The 26437-nt window shown below is 65.8% G+C and carries 15 protein-coding genes and 1 tRNA gene; 9 read left to right on the top strand and 7 right to left on the bottom strand.

The window, feature by feature from the left end; all coding sequences use genetic code 11:
• Nucleotides 1–26: 26 nt before the first annotated feature.
• Both J3A66_RS15770 and J3A66_RS15765 read right to left on the bottom strand, forming a co-directional pair.
• A complete protein-coding gene (locus J3A66_RS15770; RefSeq protein ID WP_209569918.1) occupies nucleotides 27–881 on the bottom strand; it encodes an oxidoreductase in 855 nt (284 codons plus the stop codon).
• Between the two features lie 95 nt (nucleotides 882–976).
• On the bottom strand, nucleotides 977–3481 hold the full coding sequence (locus tag J3A66_RS15765) for a PhoX family phosphatase (RefSeq protein ID WP_209569916.1): 2505 nt from the start codon (nucleotides 3479–3481) through the stop codon (nucleotides 977–979).
• A gap of 403 nt (nucleotides 3482–3884) precedes the next feature.
• Here J3A66_RS15765 and rplJ point away from each other — a divergent pair, with 403 nt between their 5' ends.
• Together rplJ and rplL are read left to right on the top strand one after the other, a co-directional pair.
• On the top strand, nucleotides 3885–4400 hold the full coding sequence (gene rplJ, locus J3A66_RS15760; protein WP_031392843.1) for a 50S ribosomal protein L10: 516 nt from the start codon (nucleotides 3885–3887) through the stop codon (nucleotides 4398–4400).
• A gap of 64 nt (nucleotides 4401–4464) precedes the next feature.
• A complete protein-coding gene (rplL, locus tag J3A66_RS15755; RefSeq protein WP_031392842.1) occupies nucleotides 4465–4839 on the top strand; it encodes a 50S ribosomal protein L7/L12 in 375 nt (124 codons plus the stop codon).
• A gap of 211 nt (nucleotides 4840–5050) precedes the next feature.
• Here rplL and J3A66_RS15750 read toward each other — a convergent pair whose 3' ends face one another.
• Both J3A66_RS15750 and J3A66_RS19555 read right to left on the bottom strand, forming a co-directional pair.
• Nucleotides 5051–6394: a hypothetical protein gene (locus tag J3A66_RS15750; protein ID WP_209569914.1), complete on the bottom strand. Its 1344-nt coding sequence runs from the start codon at nucleotides 6392–6394 to the stop codon at nucleotides 5051–5053.
• A gap of 126 nt (nucleotides 6395–6520) precedes the next feature.
• Nucleotides 6521–7708 (bottom strand): EAL domain-containing protein, encoded by a 1188-nt coding sequence (locus J3A66_RS19555; RefSeq protein WP_209569912.1) that lies wholly within the window; start codon nucleotides 7706–7708, stop codon nucleotides 6521–6523.
• A gap of 662 nt (nucleotides 7709–8370) precedes the next feature.
• On the opposite strand from J3A66_RS19555, the gene rpoB reads away from it, so the two are divergent.
• Both rpoB and rpoC read left to right on the top strand, forming a co-directional pair.
• Complete coding sequence (gene rpoB / locus J3A66_RS15740) at nucleotides 8371–12552, top strand: DNA-directed RNA polymerase subunit beta (RefSeq protein ID WP_192097684.1); 4182 nt, start codon at nucleotides 8371–8373, stop codon at nucleotides 12550–12552.
• Nucleotides 12553–12751: 199 nt separating this feature from the next.
• Nucleotides 12752–17038, top strand: coding sequence for a DNA-directed RNA polymerase subunit beta' (rpoC, locus tag J3A66_RS15735; RefSeq protein WP_031393739.1), 4287 nt, complete (start codon nucleotides 12752–12754; stop codon nucleotides 17036–17038).
• A gap of 112 nt (nucleotides 17039–17150) precedes the next feature.
• Here the strand turns inward: rpoC and J3A66_RS15730 are convergent, their stop codons facing one another.
• Entirely contained in the window at nucleotides 17151–17915 is a 765-nt protein-coding gene (locus J3A66_RS15730) for a metallophosphoesterase (protein WP_209569910.1), read from the bottom strand.
• A 1-nt stretch (nucleotide 17916) separates the two neighbouring features.
• Complete coding sequence (locus J3A66_RS15725; RefSeq protein ID WP_209569908.1) at nucleotides 17917–19008, bottom strand: catalase family protein; 1092 nt, start codon at nucleotides 19006–19008, stop codon at nucleotides 17917–17919.
• A gap of 141 nt (nucleotides 19009–19149) precedes the next feature.
• Here J3A66_RS15725 and J3A66_RS15720 point away from each other — a divergent pair, with 141 nt between their 5' ends.
• Entirely contained in the window at nucleotides 19150–19824 is a 675-nt protein-coding gene (locus J3A66_RS15720) for a fumarylacetoacetate hydrolase family protein (RefSeq protein ID WP_209569906.1), read from the top strand.
• 123 nt (nucleotides 19825–19947) lie between these two features.
• Complete coding sequence (locus tag J3A66_RS15715) at nucleotides 19948–21570, top strand: OFA family MFS transporter (protein WP_209569904.1); 1623 nt, start codon at nucleotides 19948–19950, stop codon at nucleotides 21568–21570.
• Between the two features lie 95 nt (nucleotides 21571–21665).
• Here the strand turns inward: J3A66_RS15715 and J3A66_RS15710 are convergent.
• A tRNA-Gly gene (locus J3A66_RS15710) sits at nucleotides 21666–21739 on the bottom strand.
• 236 nt (nucleotides 21740–21975) lie between these two features.
• Between J3A66_RS15710 and J3A66_RS15705 the strand changes: the two genes are divergently transcribed.
• From J3A66_RS15705 to J3A66_RS15695, 3 genes are all read left to right on the top strand, one after another.
• Nucleotides 21976–25074, top strand: a complete 3099-nt coding sequence (locus J3A66_RS15705; protein ID WP_107929843.1) for a TonB-dependent receptor — start codon at nucleotides 21976–21978, stop codon at nucleotides 25072–25074.
• Nucleotides 25074–26093 carry a phytase gene (locus tag J3A66_RS15700; protein ID WP_209569902.1) on the top strand — a complete coding sequence of 340 codons (1020 nt, stop codon included), beginning with the start codon at nucleotides 25074–25076 and terminating at the stop codon, nucleotides 26091–26093. Before J3A66_RS15705 ends, J3A66_RS15700 begins: the two co-directional genes overlap by 1 nt.
• Nucleotides 26094–26186: 93 nt before the next feature.
• Nucleotides 26187–26435: a glutaredoxin domain-containing protein gene (locus J3A66_RS15695; RefSeq protein WP_031394956.1), complete on the top strand. Its 249-nt coding sequence runs from the start codon at nucleotides 26187–26189 to the stop codon at nucleotides 26433–26435.
• Nucleotides 26436–26437: the final 2 nt, after the last annotated feature.

The raw sequence follows: 26437 nt of genomic DNA, 5'->3' as shown, positions 1-26437 counted from the left end.
TTTTGCATCAGGGCCGCCTGGTGCGCTCAGGTCGCATCGGCTGGAAAGTCCGCACCCAGGCTGATGTCGCGCGCCGCCTCAATCGCGGCCAGCCGTTCGCGCAGCTTTGCGGTCACGGCTTCATAGCCGAATGCGCCGAGCACCAGATGGCGCGGCGGCACGTCCTCGCCGACCGCGGCGATGATCGCCTCGCCCGCCCGGACCGGATCCCCGGCCTGCGTCCCGCTGACGTCCTTCGTCCCCGCCATCCGCGCGCCCGCGGTATCGGCATAATCGGCAATCTGGCTCGGCGTCTGGCGGAGTGATCGCCCCGCCCAGTCGGTGCGGAACGGGCCCGGTTCGACACAGGTCACGCCGATGCCGAGTGGCCCCACCTCGGCAAGCAGTGCGTCGGACCAGCCCTCGACCGCATGCTTCGATGCCGCATAATAGCCCGATCCCGGAAACCCGATGAGCCCGGCGACCGAGGTGAAGTTGACGATGTTGCCGCTGCCCTGTGCGCGCATGATCGGCAGGACCGCGCGGGTGATCGCGAACAGCCCGAACACATTGGTGTCGAACTGGGCACGAATCTCGGCCTCGCCCCCCTCTTCGGCGGTCGCCTGATAGCCATAGCCAGCATTGTTCACGAGCACGTCGATCTGGCCGAACTTCGCCTTGGCCACCGCGACCGCCGCCGCGACCTGCGCCTGATCGTTGACGTCGAGCGCGAGGGCGAGCGCGGTGTCGTCATGCCCCTCGACAAGGTCGGCGACCCGGTCTGCATTCCGCGCGGTGACGACGGCGCGCCACCCGCGATCCAGGACCAGCCTGGCGAGATCGCGGCCGAAGCCGGTGGAGCAACCCGTGATGAACCAGACGGGCGATGCGGGGAGAGTCATGGACGAACCTTTCCGGATACGCTGGATATGCGTTCGCAGGAGGTAACGCCGAAAGCCGGGGACGGGTCCGTTATGCGACCCGCCCCCTGCCCTGCTTACAGCCCGATGATACCGCCATCGTTCTTGGTGATGACGATCGTCGACGAACGCGGACGCGACGGGGTCGCAACCGCGCCGGCCTGGTTCGCGGGCCAGCTGCTGGTGATGTTGGTGGGACCACCATTCTCGCCGGGATGCTGGATGTTGACGAACAGCGAGCGGCCATCCGGGGTCGAATGGATGCCGGTGATCTCGCATTCTTTCGGTCCGACCAGGAAGCGCCGGAGCGTCGTGGCCGGTGCCTTGCCGATCCGCGTCGTGACCGTGTTGCTGGTCCCGCCGAGCGTGCTCGTTACGGCGCGCGTGCCGCCGTCGCCGACCCGGCCCGGGATTGCCGCGAGCAGCATGCAGTTGGTGACGTCGGTATAGGCGCCGTCATCGGTCTCGATCCACATCACCGGGGTGACATTGCCGGTCGGATTGCTCGGCAGGCCGAACCACAGGCCATCGGGCGACGAGAAGTCGTTCGTCGCGTCGAGCCCCGACAGGTTGATGTTGGTCGCATCGAGATCGCTACCCGCACCGAATGCGTAGATGTCCCACGTAAAGGCGGTCGCCTCCGACGTGTCGCCGGTCTCGCGCAGACGGATGACATGGCCGTTGGCGTTGCCCGTGGTCTGGCCACCGGTGGTCTTGGGATCGGTATAGGCCCGCGGGTTCGACGCATCGACATTCGCCGCGGTGCGCGACGAGTTGTTGGTCAGCGTGCAGTACATCTCGCCCGTCGCCGGGTTCACCGCGGTCCATTCGGGACGATCCATCTTGGTCGCCCCGAGCACATCGCCCGCCAGACGCGCGTTGATCAGCACATCAGCCTGGTCCGCAAACGGATAGGTCGTGTTGGCACTGGTCAGCGGCCCCTGCCCGAACACCAGCGGCAGCCACTGGCCCGAACCGTCGGCGTTGAGCTTGGCGACATAGAGCGTGCCCGAGTCGAGATATTTGTCGCCGATCGCGAGCCGGTTGGTCGCGGTCGCGTCTGCAGCCGACCAGGGCGTGGCGGACACGAACTTGTAGATATATTCGTTCTGCGCATCGTCGCCCATGTAGAAGGCCGGCTTGACGCCCGCGATCGTGCGGCCGATCTCGCAACCCTCATGGTTCATGCGGCCGAGCGCGGTGCGCTTGCGCGGCGTCGAGGCGGGATCGAACGGATCGATCTCGACCACCCAGCCATATTGGAACGCCTCGTTGCGGAAATCGCCGGTGGCATCGGCCGCGGCGGTCGTGGTGACGTTCCAGCGCGCATAGAGCGTGTTGGCGGCGTCAGCGGGCACAACCGACGCCCAGCCGTAATTGCCGTTGAAGGTGGTGGCGTTGGCGGTCTCGCGGATGCCATAGCGGGCGAGCGAGACATTCTGCTTGGCGGTCGACCCGCCGCGTGCGGCGACGTCACCGAACTGGCGGCGGAAATAGCCCGCCCAATTCTCTTCGTTGGTCAGATAGGTGTGCCACGGCATCGTGCCGTTCGCGCAATTGTTGATCGTCCCGCGGCCCGCCGTGCCGTCGGTCGAATAGCGCGTCCTGAGCAGCGCATTGCCGCGGACCGGACCACTGAAGCTCATCGGCGTCAGCGGCGTGATACGGCGGTTGAGCGCCGAGGCCGGGACATAACTCCAGGCGGTGGCCGACCGGCTGATCTCGATCACCGAGACGCCGTGGCATTCCATCTCCTTCAGCGCCTCGGACTCGGGGCGGACACCGCCCGCACCGATCGCGCCGCCAGTGCTGGTCGCGCCGTTGGGGTGCAGATAGGCCTGGGTGATATTCTCGTGGTTGAGCACGAGCAGGCCGCGGGTGTTGCCGTTGGCGTCGGGGGTGCTGCCGGTCGCGGCCAGCCCGAAATAGCTCATGCCGTCATGATGATCGCCCGCACGGCGTGCGAAGTTCGTGTCGCTGCCGTCATTGGCATAGGCGCCGACGCCGCTCGCGATCGGATCGCCCAGGCGATAGAGCACGGTGACGCTGTAGCCGGCCGGCACCGAGACGACGTCGGCAAGACTCTTGGGGACCGCGGTGAAGTCGAGCCGCGCCGGGCTGACCGTGACGCTGGTCGAGGTCTCGCTGCGGATGCCGTCGGTGCTGGTGCCGGTGAAGGTGAAGGTGAGCGTGGTGTCGGCAGCGACGCTGGGTGCGGTGAAGGTCGCGGTCGCGGTGTTCGCGTTGGCGAGCGTCACGGCCGGGCCGCCGGTCTGGGCCCAGGCGACGCCCGTCGCGCTGCCCGACGCTACCGTGCCCGTCAGCGTGACCGTCTTGCCTGCCGAGGTCGCGCCCGATGCACCGGCCTGCACGGTGACCGCACGCCGCGGGTCATCCTCGTCGCACCCTGCGAGCAGCATGCCGCCGAACACCGCGGCGGTCGCGGCGGACAGGCCGCCCATCAGCGTCTGGCGACGCGAATAGCGCACCGCGATCAGATCGTTCAGATGCGGATTGGCGCTGGTGTTCGTGTCGATATCGCCGTCGTGATAGGCCATCGTCATGTTCGTCGGAATTTTCATACGTCCCCCCGGGATCGGCCGATCTGACCGCTGGACTGAGCTTTGGCCGGGTAAAGCGGCAGTGCGGTGAAGGAACGGAGACACCTTCGCGTCAGTAGCGTGACGGTTCCGCGACACGCACCGGACCGCATCTGGGCGGTTGACTTCGCGACCGATTCGGCTATGCGGCGGCTTCGTTCGGCGGGTCCGCCTGCCGAACTCCGTCCGAGACAGTGGGTGCACCGGGTTTGCCGGCGCTTAATCTCCCACCTAGACGGGGAATGAGATTTTGCGGAGCGCTTCCGGCGCCTGCCCTCTCCCATGCCCCATCGACGAGACACCCGGAAGCGCGGGCTTGTCTGCGCCTCCGGTTAGTAACCGGGTCCACCGTGCAAATGGTGAACCTGAAAACGTGGAGAATGGCATGGATCGTGATCAAAAGACCGCGGCCGTAGCCGAGCTGAACCGCACCTTCTCCGAGGTCGGCGTCGTCGTTGTGACGCGCAACCTCGGCCTGACCGTCGCACAGTCCACTGTGCTGCGGAACAAGATGCGCGACGCCGGCGCGACCTACAAGGTCTCGAAGAACAAGCTTGCCAAGATCGCCATGGACGGCACCGACTACAGCTCGCTGGGCGACATGCTCACGGGTCCGGTCGGTCTGGCCAGCTCCATCGATCCCGTCGCGGCCGCCAAGGTGGCCGTGGAATTCGCGAAGACGAACGACAAGTTCGAAATCGTGGGTGGGGCGATGGGCGCGACGACCCTCGACGTCGACGGTGTGAAGGCGCTCGCAACGCTGCCCTCGCTGGATGAACTGCGTGCCAAGATCCTCGGCCTCATCGTGGCACCTGCCACGAAGCTGGCGACGATCACGCAGGCTCCGGCAGCGCAGCTCGCGCGCGTGCTTTCCGCCTACGCGGAGAAGGAAGCCGCCTGATCTTGCAGGCTCTTTCGTTACTTTTTGAACTGATGGGGCACATGCCCCGAGATGGAGATTTATCATGGCAGACCTGAACGCGCTCGTTGAGAGCCTGAGCGAACTGACCGTTCTCGAAGCAGCTGAGCTTTCGAAGCTGCTCGAAGAGAAGTGGGGCGTTTCGGCCGCAGCAGCGGTCGCAGCACCGGCAGCTGGCGGCGGCGCAGCCGCACCGGCCGCTGAAGAGCAGACCGAATTCGACGTCATCCTGACCGGCGACGGTGGCAAGAAGATCAACGTCATCAAGGAAGTCCGCGCGATCACGTCGCTCGGCCTGACCGAAGCAAAGACGCTGGTCGAGTCGGCTCCCAAGGCCGTCAAGGAAGGCGTGTCGAAGGACGAAGCCGCCAAGATCAAGGCACAGCTCGAAGCAGCTGGCGCGACCGTCGAGGTCAAGTAAGCCGCAGCGGGAGAGACGCTTCAGCCACGCTGAGGCGCACTCCCCGCAAGGCCGGCCGGCGGTGCTTGCACCGACCGACGAAGCAGGGGCTTTCGCCTGCTGGCCGCAGCTAAAGAAAGGGCGGCCCCAGCGATGGGGTCGCCCTTTTTTTGTGCCTGATAGAAAACGACGGGGCCGGATCGATGATACCCGGCCCCTCGCCTAAGCCCGCCTAGACTTCGATCGCGGGCGCATGGGGACGCGCGGCGATCCCGTCATACATGCGCGCGGGGATATCGAGCCAGAACGGCGCAAGCTTGGCCGAATCGACCCGCTCGACACCGATCGCCCAGGCACGCGCGGTCTGACCGGCAATCGCCCCGCTGGCATAGCGGATGTTGACCGCGACGATCGGCACGAACATCGGCCGGTCGGCCGCGGTCATGCTATGGATTGCCTCGCGCGACATGGCCGAGACCGTCCGGATCGTGCGTGACTCGCCCGGCGCGAGCGTGAACGGCGCGGTCGCCGGACGCGGGACCTGACCCGCATTCACGGCCGTCAGATCGGCGTCCTGACCGGCATGCGCGCTCAGCAAGACCGCCTGGACGCGGATCGCCTCCGCGACGCCCGCGCCGACGTTCGTCACCACGAGCTCACATTCAGCCGTCGCGCTGAGCAGGTTCAGTCCAGCACGAAGCGGGCGCAGCTCGACCGACAGACGCGCCCGCTCCGGCTCGCGCGCGCGCCGGTCGAGAAATTGCGGGGTTGCCGCCGTCGCGGGCTCAGGCGGGGACGGCGGTGCGATCGCCGGGGTCGGCGTCACCACCCGCGCGGGGCTCGGCGGGACCGGCGCCGGCGTGGGTAGCGGGGGAAGCGGTCTTGCCGGCGGTGCCTCGGCGTCAATCAACGGTTCGGGCTCGTGATAGTCCAGCCGATCATGCCGTTTACGCGGCCCCCTGCGCAGCAACCACAGCGCGATGACGACGATCGGAATGACCGCCAGCCAGAGCCAGAACGGCATCGCCCTGCCCTGCTCGGGCGCGGCGATCGTGCGTTCGACGGGGGCGGAGGACGGCGCGACGGCGGGGGCGACTTCGGGGCTCGCGGTGGTTGCCGGAACGGCTGATGCCGGAGCAGTCGGCACGGTGGTGGCGGTCGATGCGGGCGCCGGATCCGGCCGAACGTCCGCCGCGTCGCGCGGTGCGGCGGACGGCACGGCCTCCGCTGCACGTCGGGACGTCGTCCCGGCGTCGACCCGGCCGGCCCTCGGCGTATCCGGGTCTGCAGTGCGCGTCGCTGGCGCCCGAGCGGGGGTACGGCTGCGCGGCGGCGCCTCTGCAGTCGTCGGAGCCGGCAGAACCAGTCGCGGCGTATCGGGTACGGGAACCGCTGCCGTCCCCGTGTCGCGGGCCTGAAGCGGCTCGAGCCCGCGAACCGTCCCGGCGGGCGCCGGTGGGGTCGACTGCTGCGACGCGGCGTCCGACGTCTGGCCCGCCTCCTGCGCGACCACGGGCGGCGCCAGCGCCAGGCCAGCCGGCACGATCAGAAGCGCGCGGCGCCATTGTATGCTCATCGTCGAAAATTCCCTCCTGCAACGCTAGCGCGGGGAGGCCGAACGGGTCGCGGCGGCAAGCCGCCATGCGATGAGCCGCGCCGCGAGGGCGACCAGATGATCGTCCGCATCGCGAACTGCTGGCCTTCAGATCACGCGGACGTGCGCGAAGCTCCCCGCCGCCATCGGCCGGCCCCAGTAGAAGCCCTGTGCACAGCGAGCGCCCAGGTCACGGGCGATCGCGAGATGCTCTTCGGTCTCGACCCCCTCGACGACCGTGCTCAGCCCCCGCGCGTGGCAGGACCGGACGACCTCGCGCAGGATGCCGAGTTCGTGCACGTGCCGTGCGCAATGGCCGAAAAAGTCCTTGTCGATCTTCAGCTCGGCGATCGGCAACGTGAAGACGCGATCGAAATTCGTCGCCCCCTTGCCGAAATCGTCGAGCGAGAACACCACGCCCAGATCGCGCAACCCGTTCATGTCGCGGACCAGCCGCTGGGTATCGACCGGCCGGGCATCCTCGGTGATCTCGATGATCAGGACGCCCCGTCCCGGCCCGTTCGACGCGACGCCGCGTCGGCGCAGTTCATCGCCCAGCGCCGCCTGGAACAGCGGATCGGCCAGCACCGCCTGGCTGCAGTTGATCGCGACCGGCGCGGACCGTTGCTCGACGCTCAGCGCAAGCCAGAGGTCGAGCGCGGCGGTGACCGCCTTCATCGTCGCTGCCGCCTCGATCCCCGCATCGGTCATCGCGGCGAACAGCCATTCGGGATTCACCCCCGGAATGTTGCGCAGCCGGGCGAGCGCTTCATAGCCAACAACCTGATCGGTGGTCAGGTCAATTTTGGGCAGGAACTCGTAATGCAGGTTGGGCAGCAGCCGCGATCCTGCAAGCAGCGCCGCGATCATGCGCCGGTCGCCCGCAGCGTCTTCCGACCGGCCCGTTCCGGTCGCGAGCGACGCGAGGATCGCGGTGAGTGCGCCGATCTTGTAGGTCCGCTCGAGCGACCCGACGAGCGGATGCTCGCCGATCATCGCCTCGCCGAGGACGGCGGACGGATATTCGCCCGGCGGCCGCAACTCGATCACCGGGCAGATCCGGCCCTCGTGCCCGATCTGATCGAGCACGGTGATCAGATCGTCGCCCCGCGATTGCGCGTCGGCGATCACGACGTCGGGCGCGAACGCGGTCCCCGCCGCGATCTCCGCCGCATGGCCGATCCAGGCGACGGAGTAGCCCCGCGATCGAAGCTCGGCATGCGCCTGGCACGATGCCGCGTCGGCGGCATGGACGAACAGCAGTCGCGGCAGAACCGCGCGTGCCTCCCCCGCCACAGGCAGACAAGCGCCCGCCACAGGCAGACAAGCAGAGGCCGGGCTTGCCAGCCCCAGGCCGAAACCTGCTGCCGCACCCGGTGGGGGCGCCAGACTGGGATCGGCGCTCACGCGGACGGGTCCGACCGGGCGGCTATCGACATGGGCGTGAACTCGGCAATAGGGTGGACGCTGACGAATGACGGCTGAACGACACCGGCAAGGCCCCGCCGTGCGGCGGATTCAATCCCGGTAGCCAATTGGTATCTACTAATCCTGATCAGGACTGTCATCCCCGCGAACAGCGCCGCACCCGCACCAGGTCGCTCGTCGCCCAATAAGCCGTTGCGTGGCATTGTGATTTTATTACAAATATTTTTCCACGGGCCGCTGCGCCGCGCTCGCCTGGCCGCGAGGGCATCCCGTCTTCGACATTTACCGCGCGAGACCGGACCGCTTTGACAAGCGCCGGCCACCGTCCTATATGAGCCACTCACCACAGCATCCGGGAAATGACAGGCCGTCGCGCAGCATGTCGATCGTATTGGATGCCGGGGTTTCATTCGCCGAAAGCCGCCGCATGTGATTGCGCGCGGCCTTTTTGCGTTACTGCACGCCCCGTCCGGGGGTTCCCGGGCACGCATTTACGGCTGACCCGTCAGTTTATTGAGGGCAAATAACCTATGGCTTCCAAGGCGATCAACGAGGGCGCTGCCAAGCAGCGTCGCGACGGCGGCACCGCAAAGCGTCGCATCCGCAAGGTCTTCGGCAACATCCACGAAGTCGTGCAGATGCCGAACCTGATCGAAGTCCAGCGCGAGAGCTACGAGCAGTTCCTGCGCTCCGACAAGTCGATCGGCCATGTCTCGGGTCTCGAGAAGACGCTGCGCAGCGTGTTCCCGATCCAGGATTTCGCCGGCACGGCCTATCTCGATTTCGACGATTACGTTCTTGAGCCGCCGAAATTCGACGTCGAGGAATGCCGCCAGCGCGGGATCACCTATGCCGCGCCAATGCGCGTCACGCTGCGTCTGACCGCGTTCGAGGTCGATCCCGATACCGAGGCCAAGTCGGTCATCGATATCAAGGAGCAGGACGTGTACATGGGCGACATGCCGCTCATGACCGAGAACGGCACGTTCTTCATCAATGGCACCGAGCGCGTCATCGTCAGCCAGATGCACCGTTCGCCGGGCGTCCTGTTCGACCACGATCGCGGCAAGACGCACGCATCGGGCAAGTATCTGTTCGCTGCCCGCGTCATTCCGTATCGCGGCTCGTGGCTCGATTTCGAGTTCGACGCGAAGGACATCGTCAACGTCCGCATCGATCGCAAGCGCAAGCTGCCCGTCACGGCGCTGCTCTACGCGCTCGGCATGACGTCGGAAGAGATCCTCAACTATTTCTACAACCGCGTGACGTTCGTCCGCGGCCAGGGTGGCTGGATCGTTCCGTTCCAGGTCGAGAACTGGCGTGGCCAGAAGCCGATGTTCGACATCGTCGATGCGAAGACCGGCGAAGTCGTGTTCCCGAACGGCCAGAAGATCAGCCCCCGCGCTGCGAACAAGGCGTTCAAGGACGGTCTGACCGACCTGCTGATCCCGACCGAGGAAATCTTCGGCCGCTATTCGGCATACGACCTGATCGACGAGTCGACCGGCCGCATCTACATCGAAGCCGGTGACGAAGTGACCGCCGAGAACCTCGAGCTGCTCGACCAGGCAGGGATCGAGCGTCTCGACCTGCTCGACATCGATCACGTCGCAACGGGTCCTTGGATCCGCAACACGCTCAAGGTCGACAAGGCCGAAGAGCGCGAGCAGGCGCTGTCCGACATCTACCGCGTGATGCGCCCCGGCGAGCCGCCGACGCTGGAGACGGCCGAGGCGCTGTTCTCGGGTCTGTTCTTCGATCCGGATCGCTACGACCTGTCGGCCGTGGGCCGTGTGAAGCTCAACATGCGTCTCGACCTCGACGTCGAGGACACCGTCACGACGCTGCGCACCGAGGACATTCTCGAGGTCATCAAGACGCTCGTGAACCTCAAGGACGGCAAGGGCGAGATCGACGATATCGACAACCTCGGTAACCGTCGTGTCCGTTCGGTCGGCGAGCTGCTCGAGAACCAGTATCGCGTCGGCCTGCTCCGCATGGAGCGCGCCGTGAAGGAGCGCATGTCGTCGGTCGACGTCTCGACCGTCATGCCGAACGACCTGATCAACGCGAAGCCTGCGGTTGCCGCGGTCCGCGAATTCTTCGGCTCGTCGCAGCTGTCGCAGTTCATGGATCAGACCAACCCGCTGTCGGAAGTCACCCACAAGCGTCGCGTGTCGGCACTTGGACCAGGTGGTCTGACGCGCGAGCGCGCAGGCTTCGAAGTCCGCGACGTTCACCCGACGCATTACGGCCGCATCTGCCCGATCGAGACGCCGGAAGGCCCGAACATCGGTCTGATCAACTCGCTCGCCAGCTTCTCGCGGGTGAATAAGTACGGCTTCATCGAGACCCCGTACCGCAAGGTCGTCGACCACAAGGTTACCGACGACGTCGTGTACCTGTCGGCGATGGAAGAGGCCAAGCACACGATCGCGCAGGCCAACGCCGATCTGACCGGCGACGGCGGCTTTACCGAGGAGCTCGTCTCGTCGCGTCAGGCGGGCGAATTCCTGATGGCGCTGCCCGACAACATCACTTTGATGGACGTCAGCCCGAAGCAGCTCGTCTCGGTCGCCGCATCGCTCATTCCGTTCCTGGAAAACGATGACGCCAACCGCGCGCTGATGGGCTCGAACATGCAGCGTCAGGCCGTGCCGCTCGTCCAGGCCGAGGCGCCGTTCGTCGGCACCGGCATGGAAGAGACGGTCGCGCGTGACTCTGGCGCCGCCATCTCGGCAAAGCGTGCGGGCATCGTCGATCAGGTCGACGCGGCGCGTATCGTGATCCGTGCAACCGGCGAGATCGATGCCGGCAAGTCGGGCGTCGACATCTACACGCTGATGAAGTTCCAGCGCTCGAACCAGTCGACCTGCATCAACCAGCGTCCGCTGGTGAAGGTGGGCGATGTGGTCCGTGCCGGCGACGTGCTTGCCGACGGCCCGTCGACCGAGTTCGGCGAGCTGGCGCTGGGTCGCAACAGCCTCGTCGCGTTCATGCCGTGGAACGGTTACAACTACGAGGATTCGATCCTGATCTCCGAGCGGATCGTGAAGGACGACGTGTTCACGTCGATCCATATCGACGAGTTCGAGGTGATGGCACGCGACACGAAGCTCGGGCCTGAGGACATCACGCGCGACATCCCGAACGTCGGCGAGGAAGCGCTGCGCAACCTCGACGAAGCGGGCATCGTCTACATCGGTGCAGAGGTCGAGCCGGGCGATATTCTCGCCGGCAAGATCACGCCCAAGGGTGAATCGCCGATGACGCCGGAGGAGAAGCTTCTCCGCGCGATCTTCGGCGAGAAGGCCAGCGACGTGCGCGACACCTCGCTTCGCCTGCCGCCGGGCGTGTCGGGTACGGTCGTCGACGTTCGCGTCTTCAACCGTCACGGCATCGACAAGGACGAGCGCGCGATGGCGATCGAGCGCGAGGAGATCGAGCGCTTGAAGAAGGATTCGGACGACGAGCGTTCGATCCTGAACCGTGCGACCTGGTCGCGTCTTCGCGAGATGCTGCTCGACCAGACGGCCACCTCGGCGCCCAAGGGCGTCAAGAAGGGCGTCGTGATCGATATGGATCTGCTCGACAGCGTCGACCGCCACGAGTGGTGGAAGTTCGCGGTCGCTGACGACAAGATCCAGAGCGATCTGGAAGCGGTCAAGATCCAGTATGACGATGCCGCCAAGCTGATCACCGACAAGTTCCACGATCGTCGCGAGAAGCTGGAGCGTGGTGACGAGCTGTCGCCGGGCGTGCTGAAGATGGTCAAGGTGTTCGTCGCGGTGAAGCGTAAGCTGCAGCCGGGCGACAAGATGGCCGGCCGTCACGGGAACAAGGGCGTCATCAGCCGCATCCTGCCGGCGGAGGACATGCCGTTCCTCGCCGACGGGACGCCGGTCGATATCGTGCTCAACCCACTGGGCGTGCCGTCGCGCATGAACGTCGGGCAGATCTTCGAGACGCATCTGGGCTGGGCCGCACGCGGTCTGGGTCAGCAGATCACTCACGCGCTCGAAACCTGGCGCGAAGAGAATCCGGAGGCCAAGGCCGGAGCGATGCCGGAGGCGGTCCGCGATCGTCTCAAGACGGTCTATGGCGAGCAGTATCACGACGAGATCGACGCCCGTTCGGGTGACGAGATCATCGAGCTGGCCAAGAACCTGAAGGGCGGCGTGCCGATGGCGACGCCGGTGTTCGATGGTGCGCGCGAGGCGGACGTGTCGGCGATGCTGGAGCTGGCGGGTCTCGACCCGTCGGGCCAGTCGGACCTGTTCGACGGACGTACCGGCGACAAGTTCGATCGCAAGGTGACGGTTGGGTACATCTATATGCTCAAGCTTCACCATCTGGTCGACGACAAGATCCACGCACGGTCGATCGGACCATACTCGCTCGTCACGCAGCAGCCGCTGGGTGGTAAGGCGCAGTTCGGTGGTCAGCGCTTCGGCGAGATGGAGGTCTGGGCACTCCAGGCCTACGGCGCGGCGTACACCTTGCAGGAAATGCTCACGGTGAAGTCGGATGACGTGGTCGGCCGCACCAAGGTCTACGAGGCGATCGTCAAGGGTGACGACACGTTCGAGGCGGGCATTCCGGAGAGCTTCAACGTGCTCGTCAAGGAAATGCGCTCGCTGGGCCTGAATGTGGACCTGAAGCAGTCGGAGCCCGGCTTCGACAGCGACGGCATCCAGATCGCGGCGGAGTAACGCGGTTGAACTAGCTCCCCTCCCGCGACGGGTTCCCATCAAAGTAATACTTTGATGGGGCCCTTCCGGGAGGGGCCGGGGGTGGGCTCCCGGCCGGTGATGGAGCGCCAAGATCGAACCGGGTGCCCACCCCTTCCCAAGCAAGAGCTTGGGCCCCTTCCCCTCCCGCTCGCGGGAGGGGAGTTGGAAGGATCAATATATGAACGAAATGACCCCCTTCGCCAATCCGGTCGCCAAGGCCGAGACGTTCGACCAGATCCAGATCGGCATCGCATCGCCGGACAAGATCCGCAGCTGGTCGTTCGGCGAGATCAAGAAGCCCGAGACCATCAACTATCGCACGTTCAAGCCCGAGCGTGACGGCCTGTTCTGCGCGCGCATCTTCGGTCCGATCAAGGATTACGAGTGCCTGTGCGGCAAGTACAAGCGCATGAAGTATAAGGGCATCGTCTGCGAGAAGTGCGGCGTCGAGGTCACCGTCTCGAAGGTCCGCCGCGAGCGCATGGGCCATATCGAGCTGGCCGCCCCGGTCGCGCATATCTGGTTCCTGAAGTCGCTGCCGTCGCGCATCGGCCTGCTGCTCGACATGCAGCTGAAGCAGCTCGAGCGCGTGCTGTACTTCGAGGCGTACATCGTCATCGAGCCGGGCCTGACCCCGCTCGAGAAGTATCAGCTGATGACCGAGGACGAGCTCCTCGACGCGCAGGACCAGTATGGCGAGGACGCGTTCTCGGCCGGCATCGGTGCCGAGGCGGTCCGCATCATGCTGGAGTCGCTCGATCTCGAGGGTGAGCGTACCACGCTGCTCGAAGAGCTCGCGGTCACCAAGTCCGAGCTGAAGCCCAAGAAGATCATCAAGCGGCTGAAGGTCGTCGAGAGCTTCATCGATTCGGGCAACCGCCCCGAATGGATGATCCTCGAGGTCGTGCCGGTCATCCCGCCCGAGCTGCGCCCGCTGGTGCCGCTGGACGGTGGTCGTTTCGCGACGTCGGATCTGAACGATCTGTATCGCCGCGTGATCAACCGCAACAACCGCCTGAAGCGCCTGATGGAGCTCCGCGCGCCGGACATCATCGTCCGCAACGAGAAGCGCATGCTGCAGGAGGCCGTCGACGCATTGTTCGACAATGGTCGCCGCGGTCGCACGATCACGGGCGCCAACAAGCGTCCGCTCAAGTCGCTGTCCGACATGCTCAAGGGCAAGCAGGGCCGCTTCCGCCAGAACCTTCTCGGCAAGCGCGTCGATTACTCGGGTCGTTCGGTCATCGTGACCGGGCCTGAGCTCAAGCTGCACCAGTGCGGCCTGCCGAAGAAGATGGCGCTCGAGCTGTTCAAGCCGTTCATCTACGCACGCCTCGACGCCAAGGGCCTCAGCATGACGCTGAAGCAGGCGAAGAAGTGGGTCGAGAAGGAGCGCAAGGAAGTCTGGGACATCCTGGACGAGGTGATCCGCGAGCATCCGGTCATGCTGAACCGTGCGCCGACGCTTCACCGTCTGGGCATCCAGGCGTTCGAGCCGGTGCTGATCGAGGGCAAGGCGATCCAGCTTCACCCGCTGGTCTGCTCCGCGTTCAACGCCGATTTCGATGGCGATCAGATGGCCGTGCACGTCCCGCTGTCGCTCGAAGCGCAGCTCGAAGCGCGCGTCCTGATGATGTCGACGAACAACATCCTGTCGCCTGCCAACGGCAAGCCGATCATCGTGCCGTCGCAGGACATGGTGCTGGGTCTCTATTATCTGTCGATGATGAAGGAGAACGAGCCGGGCCAGGGCATGCTGCTCGGCGACATGGCTGAAGTGCATCAGGCACTGAACGCCCAGGCTGTGACGCTGCACAGCAAGATCATCAGCCGCGTTCCGCAGACCGATGAGAACGGCAAGCAGTATCTCAAGCGCTACGAGACGACGCCGGGCCGCATGCTGCTCGGCGAGTGCCTGCCGCACAGCCACAAGGTGCCGTTCGACACCGTCAACCGCCTGCTCACCAAGAAGGACGTGGGCGACGTGATCGACGAGGTCTATCGTCACACCGGCCAGAAGGAGACCGTGCTGTTCGCAGACGCGATCATGACGCTCGGCTTCCGCCACGCGTTCCGCGCCGGCATCTCGTTCGGCAAGGACGACATGATCATTCCGGACGCCAAGGTCGGTCTGGTCGACGACACCAAGGCACTCGTGAAGGACTTTGAGCAGCAGTATCAGGATGGTCTGATCACGCAGCAGGAGAAGTACAACAAGGTGATCGACGCCTGGAGCCGTTGCGGTGACCAGGTCGCGAACGCCATGATGGACGAGATCCGTGCGGTGAAGGTCGATACGGAGACCGGCCGTGAAAAGCCGATCAACTCGATCTACATGATGGCCCATTCGGGTGCTCGTGGTTCGCAGGCGCAGATCAAGCAGCTTGCCGGTATGCGTGGCCTTATGGCCAAGCCGTCGGGCGAGATCATCGAGACGCCGATCATCTCGAACTTCAAGGAAGGCCTGACCGTCCTTGAGTACTTCAACTCGACCCACGGCGCTCGTAAGGGCCTCGCGGATACGGCGTTGAAGACGGCGAACTCGGGGTACCTCACGCGTCGTCTGGTCGACGTGTCGCAGGACTGCGTCATCATCGAACCCGATTGCGGCACCACGCGCGCACTCGAAATGAAGGCGATCCTTCAGGGTGGTTCGACGATCGCAAGCCTCGGCGAGCGCATCCTCGGTCGTACGACCGCGGAGGACATCACCGATCCGAAGACCGGCAAGGTCATCATCCCGTCGGGCACGCTGCTCGACGAGCCGATGATCACGACGATCGAAGGCCTCGGCACGCAGTCGTGCAAGATCCGCAGCCCGCTGGTCTGCGAGTCCAAGATCGGCGTCTGCGGCAAGTGCTACGGGCGTGATCTCGCCCGCGGTACGCCGGTGAACATCGGTGAAGCTGTCGGCGTCATTGCCGCGCAGTCGATCGGTGAGCCGGGCACGCAGCTGACGATGCGTACGTTCCACATCGGTGGTGCAGCGCAGCTCAACGAAACGTCGAACCTTGAGGCGCATGCGGACGGTACGGTGCAGTTCCGCGATCTGCGTATCATCGTCGACCAGCGTGGCCGTCGCGTGGTGCTCAGCCGCTCGGGTGAAATCGCGATCGTCGACATGGACGGCCGCGAGCTCTCGGTCGATCGTATCCCTTACGGTGCGTATGTGCTGTTCGACGATGGCCACATCGTGTCGCGCGGCGACCGGATGGCCGAATGGGATCCGTTCACCATGCCGGTGATCACGGAGAACCCGGGCACGATCAAGTATGTCGACCTGATCGAGGGCAAGACGCTCACCGAGCAGACCGACGAAGCCACGGGCATCGCCCAGCGCGTCGTGATCGAATATCGTGCGGCGACCAAGTCGAAGGAGGATCTGCGTCCGCGCATGACCCTGCTCGACGAGACGTCGGGCGAGACCGGCCGCTACATGCTGGCGATCGGTGCGACCCTGTCGGTCGAGGATGGCGCACAGGTGTTCGGCGGCGACGTCGTGGCCCGCGTCAGCCGCGAGAGCGCCAAGACGCGCGACATCACCGGTGGTCTGCCGCGCGTTGCCGAGCTGTTCGAGGCGCGTATCCCCAAGGACTCGGCGATCATCGCCAAGATCTCGGGCCGCGTCGTGTTCGGCAAGGATTACAAGGCGAAGCGCAAGATCGGCATCCAGCCCGAGGATGGCGGCGACGTCGTCGAGTACCTGGTGCCGAAGTCGAAGGTCATCGACGTGCAGGAAGGCGATTACGTCAAGCGCGGCGACAACCTGATCGGCGGCTCGCCCGATCCGCATGACATCCTCGAGACGATGGGTATCGAACCCCTCGCCGAGTATCTCGTGTCGGAAATCCAGGAGGTCTATCGACTCCAGGGCGTGAAGATCAACGACAAGCACATCGAGACGATCGTTCGTCAGATGCTGCAGAAGGTCGAGATCACCGACGGCGGCGACACCACGCTGCTGAAGGGCGAGCAGGTCGATCGCGAGGAAATGGACGCGACCAACGAGAAGCTCGACAAGAAGCAGACCCGTGCACAGGGCAAGCCCATCCTGCTCGGTATCACCAAGGCGTCGCTGCAGACCCGCAGCTTCATCTCGGCGGCATCGTTCCAGGAGACCACCCGCGTCCTCACCGAGGCCGCGGTCCAGGGTAAGCAGGACATGCTGATGGGTCTGAAGGAGAACGTGATCGTCGGCCGGCTCATCCCGGCAGGCACCGGCGCAGGCCTCAACCGCCTGCGGGTCGTGGCGAACAGCCGCGATGCCTCGATGCGCGTCGCCCAGCGCAAGATGGCCGAAGCCTCGATCATCGCGCCGAAGTCGGCAAAGGAAGAGCATGACGCCGAACTCGCCCGCTCGCCGCGCGATTCCGGCGGCACGGGGGACGACGCGCTTGGCGAAGTCGTGACCTCGGGCACCGGCACCGATGCGGATGCCGGCGAGTATCTGAACAAGCCCGAGTAATCGGGCGCATCAGACGCCAATGAAAAGGCCGCCGTCCGGATATCCGGGCGGCGGCCTTTGTCGTTTCTGGCGACTGGCGGGGCGAACGGGTCGAACCGCGCGCCTCGGTGGGTCAGCCGGTGCCTTCGCCCATCGTTCGCGGGATCGTCCGGAGCTGCTGGCCGGTGACGCGCAGCTCGTTGAACGCGGGCGGACTGCCGCGCGTCCGCTTGGACAGGGTGCCGGCACCGATCATGCGGATCTCCCGGCCGCTGCGTTCGACGGGAATGTCGAAGGGATCGTGGACATGACCTGACAGCACGGCATGCGCTCCCGCATCGGCCAGTGCGGTCAATGCGCTGTCGCCATGGCGGGTCTTTGCTGTCCCGGTCGTGCCGCCTTCGATCAGCGGATGATGCGCCGCGACGAAGACCAGGTGATCCTTCGGTACATCCTCGATCATCGCCAGCGCGCGCGTCAGCGACCCCGGGCTGACCCTCCCCTTCGACCAGTTCCAGCGCCACTGCGCGCGGGCCGTCGTCTTGAGCGGGACGATCGTGATCCCGGGCAGTTCCAGGGGTTTCTCGATCATCGACTCGACCGCGGCATAACGCTGATAGGGCGAGAAGAACCGGCGGAACGGGTCCCAGTAATAGGGGATGTCGTGATTGCCGACCTCGAGCGTGACAGGCACGCCAAGGCTGCGCAACCAGTCGCCGCCACGCTGGAACTCCTCCTTCGTGGCGCGCATTGTCAGATCGCCGGTCATGATCACCGCATCGGGCCGCTCCGCCGCGACACAGGCGGAGAACCAGGCGAGCGCTGCCGGATCCTCCGCCCCGAAATGAACGTCGCTGACGTGAAACAGCGTGTGCGAGCGTCCTGAAACATCTGCCATGTCAGGCAAGTTCGGCCAGCGTCTTGGGCTGGTGCATCGGACACCCGTTGAACGTCCCGCGGAATCCCGCCGAGAGCTCATAGGTCTCCTTGCGGACGCGATTGACGCCGCCCAGCGGCTGATGGTCGACCACGCCGTGCCACACGCTGTAAGACAGCGCATCGTCGGTATGATCGGTCACGCCGTGCTCCCAGGAGATCTGTGGCGCCACCTCGAGCGTGGCGACCGTGACGAACGGGCTCACCTGCTGATCCCATTCGACGGTCGCGTCCTCGATCGGCATCGCGTCGAGATCGGTGTTCAACTGGACGCGCAATTCCCAGACGCCGCCATGCTCGATCAGCTCCTCGCGCACGACCTCTCGCAGCGCATCGGGGCGCGCGGTGATGTCGACCGTGTCGCCGGTCAGGCGCGTCAGTGCCGGTGAGACCGGGAACAGCGCGACCTTGGCGATATAGTCGCCATAGCGCAGCGGCGTCTGCGAGAAATAGGTCTCGCCAAGCGGGTGAACGGGTTTTGCGCCGCCGAGCGTCTTGAGCGTCGCGGACTCCGCCCCCACCGCTTCCAGTGCGGATTCGACGACGCGGAAGGTCGCCGACATCGCCTTCTTCACACCGTCGAACCGGTCGGTCGTCTTGGCGAGCAGCTTCAGGTTCTTCGAGAAGGCCTTGGGATCGGGTGCCGCAAAGACCGGCGCGTTGACCATGATAAAGTCTTGTGTCGTCTCGCCTTCCGATCCCGGCAGGCGATCGCCCTGCACGTCGAGGATCTTCAGCGCGACGCCCCGCGGCAGGCTGACGCTGTCATCGAGAATGTCGCCCGCGTTCGTCGAGATGCGCAGCACCGCTTCATGACGCCCCGGCTGTGCGAAAATGCCCTGCGCGAGTGTTTCGGGCAGGCCGTCGGCGATCGTCAGCGTGCCGCGCGCGATGCCATGCGCCTTGGCATGAACCGCGCGCACGGCATGCGCATAGTCCTGCGATGTGGTCTCGAGGATCTCGCGAAAGCTGTCCTTGAGCGACGCCAGCGTCTCGGCCTCGTCGTCGGCGATGGTCTCGACCGAGGGGGCGAATCGTACGGGCTGGGTGGACATGCGGATCTCCTGTCGTTTCCGATCCAAACCCGCCGAACTCCGCGACGTTCCCGCTGCATGGGCGATCGGTACGATCCCGCACGCTGTTGCAAAGCGCCGCGCCCCGGTCCACGCGGTCGGCGCCCATCGAAGGAGAAACCGATGCAGATTCCCGTCGTCACCGCCCCCACGATCGCGATCGTCGGATCCGCGGCGCGGTTTCCGGTCCGCCGGATCTTCTGCGTCGGGCAGAATTACGCCGACCACGCGCGCGAAATGGGGTCGGATCCCGATCGGCAGCAGCCCTTCTTCTTCACCAAGCCCGCGGATGCCGTCGTGCCCGGTGGCGGCACCCTGCCCTATCCGAGCATGACGCAGGATCTGCATCACGAGGTCGAACTGGTCGTCGCGCTGGGCGCAGGCGGACGGGACATCGATGCCACGGAGGCCACGGCGAAGATCTTCGGTCATGCGGTCGGTATCGACCTGACGCGGCGCGACCTGCAGGCGGCGGCCAAGGCGGCCGGGCGGCCATGGGACATGGCCAAGGGGTTCGACCGGTCCGCCCCGATCGCCGCGCTCACTCCCGGCGTGCCGCCTGCGACGGGTGCGATCGGACTGACGATCGACGGCGAACCGCGCCAGTCGGGCGACCTGTCGATGATGATCTGGTCCGTCGCCGAAGTCATCGCCGCGCTGTCGCGTCAGGTCGAACTCGCCCCCGGCGATCTGATCTTCACCGGCACCCCCGCGGGCGTCGGGCCGATCCTGCCCGGGGTACAGGTCCGCGCGACGATCACCGATCTCGAGCCGCTCGAGATCCTGTTCGACGCCTGATCGACCCCTGATCGACGTGGCGGGGACGATGTTTTTGTATAAATATAGTCGTCCCCGACCTTAGTCGGCTTTCCTTTGTCGCCGCCCGCCCGCATGCATCCCCTTCATAAAAAGGGGATGATGATGGCGGATGGATCAACCGGCGGGCTGCTCGACCGGGCACGGACGGTAGCAGGGCCGGGCTTTGATCGCTGGCTGGTGCCGCCCTGCGCGCTCGCCATCCATCTGTGCATCGGCATGGCCTATGGCTTTAGCGTGTTCTGGTTGCCGCTGTCGCGCGCGATCGGAATCACCGATCCGGTGGTCTGCGAAAGCATGACGCTGGCCCAGGCGCTGACAACCACGACCTGCGACTGGCGGGTCAGCGACCTCGTCTGGACCTACACCCTCTTCTTCGTCGTGCTCGGCGCCGCCGCGGCGATCTGGGGCGGCTGGCTCGAACGCGCCGGCCCGCGCAAAGCCGGCGTCGTCGCCGCCTTCTGCTGGTGCGGCGGGATGGGGATCGGCGCGATCGGCGTGTCGATGCACCAGTTGTGGCTCATCTGGCTCGGTTCGGGCGTGATCGGCGGCATCGGTCTGGGTCTCGGCTATATCTCGCCCGTCTCGACGCTCATCAAATGGTTTCCCGACCGGCGCGGCATGGCGACGGGCATGGCGATCATGGGCTTTGGCGGCGGCGCGATGATCGGCAGCCCGCTCGCCAACTCCTTGATGAAGCACTTCTCCGGCCCGACCGGCGTCGGCGTCTGGCAGACGTTCCTCGTCCTCGCGGTCATCTACTTCGTGTTCATGATGGCCGGCGCGCTCGGCTACCGCGTCCCTGCCGAGGGCTGGAAGCCCGCCGGCTGGACCCCGCCGACCGATGCCAAGGCAACGATCAGCCGGTTCAACGTCGATCTGAAGGATGCGCACAAGACGCCGCAATTCTGGCTCATCTGGATCGTCCTGTTGCTCAACGTGTCCGCGTCGATCGGCATCATCGGTGTCGCCTCGCCGATGCTCCAGGAGATCTTCGGCGGTCGCCTGATCGACGCGCCGGGCGTGCTCTTCACCGCATTCAGCGACAGTCAGAAGGTCGCCGCGGCCGCGGTCGGCGCCGGGTTCGTCGGCGCGATCAGCCTGTTCAACATCGGTGGCCGCTTCTTCTGGGCGTGGTTCTCCGACCGGCTGGGGCGCAAGCCGCTCTACGCGGTGATCCTGGCGATCAGCGCAGTGCTCTATGGTATCGCCGCCCCCGCACTCGCCGGCAGCAGCCTTGGTCTCTTCATCCTCGTCTTCTGCATCCTCGCCTCCACCTATGGCGGCGGCTTCGCGACCGTGCCCGCCTATCTGGCGGACATATTCGGGACGAAGTTCGTCGGTGCGATCCACGGCCGGCTGCTGACCGCCTGGTCGACCGCGGGCGTTGTCGGGCCGCTGCTCGTCGCCAACATGCGCGACGGCCGGATCGCCGCAGGGATCCCGCGCGATCAGGTCTATCAGCCGATCTTCCTGATGCTCGCGGCGATGCTCGTGGTCGGCTTCGTCGCCAACCTGTTCGTCAAGCCGGTGGCAAGTCGCTTCCACATGCCGGTCACCGAGGGCGTGGCCTCGACGACTGCCGTTGACGCCACGACGGCCGCCACCACCGCACAGCATGGCGGTGGATCGCGGTCGACCGTCATCCTCGCCTGGCTGGCGGTCGGCGTGCCGATCCTCTGGGGGATCTACATGACGCTGTCGAAGGCGGTCATTCTGATCAAGTGACAGAGCGCGACACCGCGGTCGCATCGCCGGACAGGCGATCGCGACCCGGTGGTCGGCGTGAAAAAGGATTTGAGTTGGCGCCGACGGTGTCGGCGTGGAGCGGGTGAAGGGAATCGAACCCTCGTCACTTGCTTGGGAAGCAAAAGCTCTACCATTGAGCTACACCCGCATATCGACTGTACGTCCGTGCGGCGGATGAGCGCCGGCGGTCGCGATGCGATGGCGAGCGTCTATCGGCTCGGCGTTGGCGACGCAAGATGCTTCTCGACGCGGAATGGCGCGCCGTGTCGAGGGACGCGGGGCACGACGTAATGAAACTGTCACCCCCGTGTCACCACGCTGCCATTGGTCTGCAATAGGCACCCCGGCAAGCCAGCCCATAGCTGGACCAATCGGGGAACCATCATGATCATCGGCCTGTCACACCGCGCACGCGGCCCTGCTGTCTTGCGCGCGCTTCTTATCGGCAGCGCGATGATCCCGCTCGCGATCGGGATCGCCCGTGCCGAGCCGGTCGATGGCCCCGCCGCAGCCGCAGCCCCCGCCCCGCGTGGCAATGCCAGCATCACCGGGACGATCTCGCAGGCCGGCAGCGGCGACTATCTCGACGGCGCGTCGGTTTCGATTCCCGCTCTCGGCCTCGCCACCGCAGCGGATCGCGCGGGCCGGTTCACGCTGGCCGGGATCCCCGCCGGGACGCATGACGTCGTCGTCCGCTATGTCGGCTTTCCCGATGCCCGGCGCAGCGTCACGGTCACCGACGCGGCGGTCGTGCTCGATGTCGCGATGACGATCGAGACAAGTGCCGACGGCGACGAGATCGTCGTTTCGGGGTCGCGCCCGATCGCCGAGTCCGAAGCGGCAGCGCTGCAGATCCAGCGGACCAGCCCCTCGCTTGTCTCGGTGATCGCGTCGGATTCGATCGGGCGCCTGCCCGACCAGAATGTTGCGCAGGCGGTCAGCCGCCTGCCCGGCGTCGGCGTCCAGCGCGACCAGGGCCAGGCCCGCTACATCACGCTGCGCGGCAGCCCGATCAACTGGACGACGCTGTCGTTCGACGGGATCAACGTGGTCAGCCCGGAAGGTCGCGACGCACGGTTCGATTCGATCCCCTCGGCGATCGCATCGCAGATCATCGTGCGGAAAGCGGTGACCCCCGACATGACCGGCGAGACGATCGCGGGCAATGTCGACATCATCACCCGCTCGGCGTTCGACTATCCGGGACTGAAGGTTCAGGCCAAGGGCGGCCTCGGCCATGTCGAGCTCGGCAAAAAGACCGAATATGAAGGCTCACTCGTCGTGTCCGACCGGTTCGACACGGGGATCGGCGAATTCGGCATCGTCTCGTCCGCCAGCCTCTATCGCCGCGGCATGGTCACCGACAATTTCGAGACCGATTTCGAAGCGGTCGACCGCGACCTGCGCCCCGGGTACGAGACACGCAACTGGGCGCGCGAGACCGAAAACAAGCTCTACCGGCTGACGCGCAAGAACTATTCGCTGTCGAGCCGGCTCGACTGGCGCCCCGCCCCCGGCCACAAGCTGTTCGCCGAGACGATCTACTCCGCGTTCGAGGATGACGAGCAGCGCAACAATTACATCTTCGATCTCGACGACCAGCAGTCGCGCACCCCGAACGGCACCGCGGCCTGCGCGGTCAATGCGCGACCCGCCTCGGGCACCACGGGCTATGCCGATGTCTGCACCGGCAACACCCCCCTGCTCGGCACGGTGTACGGGATCGATCTCAATTCGAACTTCACGGTGCGCAAGTACAAGCAGTCGGTGTTCACCAACACGCTGGGCGGCGATCACGAACTCGGCGACTGGAAGGTCGCGTGGCGCGGCAACTACACCCGCTCGATCGACGACCGGTCGCAGCCTGCACAGCTCAACTATGACAGCCCCTCGTTCGGCACCAACGGCGCGAATGCCGCCAACCGCCTGACCGTCGGCTATGACCTGACCGACCCGCAGCTCGCCAAGGTGCAGCTGTACCGGACGATCCGCAACGCCGATGGCAGCTTTTCGCGCGGCGACCGGGTCACGGCGATCGAGGATTTCCCGCGCACCCTGTCGCGCCTGCGCTCGCTCAAGGCGCAGGACGTGACCGAGGCCTATACCGCCAAGCTCGACATCAGCCGCGAGGCGTCGGTGTTCGGCGCCTCGACGATCCTCGCCGCCGGCGTGCGCTATGACGACCGCACCAAGACGTCGAACGAATATCTGCTCGATCTGTCTACGCCCGCGCAGTTCGCCGCGGCGGGTATCGCGACGAACTATTCGGCGATCGCCAAGCCCGGCGGGTTCCAGGGCGAGATCCCGCTCGGCTACACCTTCCAGTATTTCGACCGCGACAAGGTTCTCGGACTGGTCGATCAGGCCAAGGCGGTCGGCAGCTATGTTCGCAGCGACGCCAATTTCTACGACGTCGGCGAGAAGGTCTATTCGGCCTATGCGATGGCGACCGCGACGACCGGCTGGGGCAGCATCATCGGCGGCGCCCGCGTCGAGCATATCCGCAACGACGCACGCGCCTTCTCGATCGGCACGGTCGGCACCGGCAGCGCGGCGACGACGGTCACAACACCGATCGACGTGAAGTCGAGCCAGACGCTGGTCTATCCGAGCCTCCACCTCAACTGGGACGTCGACGACCGGATGAAGGCACGGCTGTCGTTCAACACCGGCGCCGCACGCCCCGATTACGATCAGCTGCGCCCCAATCTCAGCTATAACGATGCGAACGCCACCATTTCCGGCGGCAATCCCGATGCGAAGCCCGAAAAGGCGAAGGGCGTCGATCTCTATGTCGAATATTACACGATGCCGCGCGGCTTCCTGTCGATCGGTGCCTATTACAAGGACGTCACCGACGTCCTGTTCGATTCGACGCAGACGTTCGGGCGGACCACGCTGAATACCGGCGGCGTCGATCGATCGGGCTATCTCTATTCGACGATCGTCAACGGCGGCAGCGGCTATATCATGGGCATCGAGGGTGCGATCCAGCAGCAGCTCGAGCCCTTCACCGCCGATCTCGGGCTGCCCGAATGGATGGGTGGCTTCGGCGTCCAGCTCAACGCGACGATCAACAAGAGCCGCGCCGAGACGCCGGGGACCGCGGCCCTGCCCTCGCGCAAGGTGCCGCTGCCCGGCGCGTCGGACGCGATCTACAATCTGATCGCCTATTACGAGAAATACGGTTTTTCGGCGCGGGTGTCCTATCAGAACCGCTCGGCATGGCTCGATGCGATCGGCGGCACCGACACGATCGGCGGCGTCGTCCGCGGGATCGATGGCGGCGATTTCTACTGGGCGAAGGACAATGAGCTCGACGCCAGCGTGCGGTACGCAATCAACAACAATGTCGAGATCTACGGCGATTTTGCTAACCTCCTGAACGGCCCGGGCCGCCGCTATGCCGGCTCGTCCGCCTATACGATCGAGCATGAAACGTTCGGGCGGCGCTATACCGGCGGCGTGCGGGTGACCTTCTGATGCGCGGACTGCCGCTCGTCGCGCTGATCCTCGCCGGGTGCGCGACCACGAGCGTGCCCCAGACGGCCACCGCGCCGCTGGTCGCGGCGACCGCGGAAACCGATCCGGTCGATACCGCGGCGGATGCGGCGGACGATCCCGCGATCTGGCGCAACCCCGCGGACCCGGCGAAGAGCCTGGTCATCGGGACGGACAAGAAGGCGGGGATTCACGTCTACAGCCTGGCGGGCAAGCGGCTGAGCTTCACGCCCGCCGACCGGCTGAACAATGTCGACCTGCGCACGGTCGGCACGCGCGTGATCGCGGCGGCAAGCGACCGCGCCGATGTCGACGCCGCACACGTTTCGCTGTTCACGCTCGACACCGCGGCGGCGAGGCTCGTGCCGCTCGGTCGGTTCCCAGTCGGCCCAGGCGAGGCTTACGGCATGTGCCTGTGGACGCGCGCGCGCGATCACGCGCTGTTCGGCTTCGTCGTGCTGAAGGACGGGCGGATCGATCAGGTTGCCATCGACGTCTCGGGCGGCCTCCCCAAGGTCACGACCGTCCGATCGATGAAGCTGGCGAGCCAGGCCGAGGGCTGCGTCGTCGACGACCGGACCGGGCTGCTCTACGTCGCGGAAGAAGATGTCGGGCTCTGGCGGTTCAACGCGGATCCGGCGGCACCGGCGACCGCGACGCCGATCGCGCAGGTCGACGGCAAGACGCTCGTCGCCGATGCGGAAGGCCTCGCGCTCGCGCCCTCGGGTCGCCGCGGCGGCTATCTGGTTGTCTCGAGCCAGGGCGACAACGCCTACACGCTCTACCGCCTGCCCGGCGTCACCTATGCGGGACGGTTCCGGATCGGCGGCGGGGCGATCGACGGGACCAGCGATACCGACGGCATCGACCTGATGCTCGGCGATTTCGGCCCGGCCTATCCGGGCGGCCTGTTCGTCGCGCAGGACGGCGACAACGCCCCCGACACGCAAAACTTCAAGTTCGTCAGCTGGACCGCCGTGCGCCGCGCCCTGCGCCGCTAGTCGCGACGTCCGGAGGGAACGTCTGGGGCCATCCCGCGCTATAGGATCTGGCATCGATCGGCGTATCGAGAGGCCGCAGATCCGAGGACGATGATGACCCAGACCCGTACCGCGACGCTGCACCGGATGGTGCTGCCCGATCACACCTGCCCGTTCGGCGTCCGCGCCAAGCAGCTGCTTCAGGCCGAAGGCTATGACGTCGATGACCAGATCCTCCGCGATCGGGACACGGTCGAGGCGTTCAAGACCGAGCACGGCATCGCGACGACCCCGCTGATCGTCATCGATGGCGAGACGATCGGTGGCTGTGACGATCTCGAACGCTATCTGGCGGAGCGCTGAAC

Source organism: Sphingomonas sp. PvP018, from assembly GCF_017876865.1.
Lineage (GTDB): Bacteria > Pseudomonadota > Alphaproteobacteria > Sphingomonadales > Sphingomonadaceae > Sphingomonas > Sphingomonas aerolata.
Note: the sequence above shows the minus strand (reverse complement) of the source record. Positions and strands in the feature narration are given on the sequence as shown.

Bases quoted from the DNA above. Each gene is read 5' to 3' on its own strand.
- J3A66_RS15770 (WP_209569918.1), bottom strand. From the start codon at position 881: ATGACTCTCCCCGCATCGCCCGTCTGGTTCATCACGGGTTGCTCCACC.
- J3A66_RS15765 (WP_209569916.1), bottom strand. From the start codon at position 3,481: ATGAAAATTCCGACGAACATGACGATGGCCTATCACGACGGCGATATC.
- rplJ (WP_031392843.1), top strand. From the start codon at position 3,885: ATGGATCGTGATCAAAAGACCGCGGCCGTAGCCGAGCTGAACCGCACC.
- rplL (WP_031392842.1), top strand. From the start codon at position 4,465: ATGGCAGACCTGAACGCGCTCGTTGAGAGCCTGAGCGAACTGACCGTT.
- J3A66_RS15750 (WP_209569914.1), bottom strand. From the start codon at position 6,394: ATGAGCATACAATGGCGCCGCGCGCTTCTGATCGTGCCGGCTGGCCTG.
- rpoB (WP_192097684.1), top strand. From the start codon at position 8,371: ATGGCTTCCAAGGCGATCAACGAGGGCGCTGCCAAGCAGCGTCGCGAC.
- rpoC (WP_031393739.1), top strand. From the start codon at position 12,752: ATGAACGAAATGACCCCCTTCGCCAATCCGGTCGCCAAGGCCGAGACG.
- J3A66_RS15730 (WP_209569910.1), bottom strand. From the start codon at position 17,915: ATGGCAGATGTTTCAGGACGCTCGCACACGCTGTTTCACGTCAGCGAC.
- J3A66_RS15725 (WP_209569908.1), bottom strand. From the start codon at position 19,008: ATGTCCACCCAGCCCGTACGATTCGCCCCCTCGGTCGAGACCATCGCC.
- J3A66_RS15720 (WP_209569906.1), top strand. From the start codon at position 19,150: ATGCAGATTCCCGTCGTCACCGCCCCCACGATCGCGATCGTCGGATCC.
- J3A66_RS15715 (WP_209569904.1), top strand. From the start codon at position 19,948: ATGGCGGATGGATCAACCGGCGGGCTGCTCGACCGGGCACGGACGGTA.
- J3A66_RS15705 (WP_107929843.1), top strand. From the start codon at position 21,976: ATGATCATCGGCCTGTCACACCGCGCACGCGGCCCTGCTGTCTTGCGC.
- J3A66_RS15700 (WP_209569902.1), top strand. From the start codon at position 25,074: ATGCGCGGACTGCCGCTCGTCGCGCTGATCCTCGCCGGGTGCGCGACC.
- J3A66_RS15695 (WP_031394956.1), top strand. From the start codon at position 26,187: ATGACCCAGACCCGTACCGCGACGCTGCACCGGATGGTGCTGCCCGAT.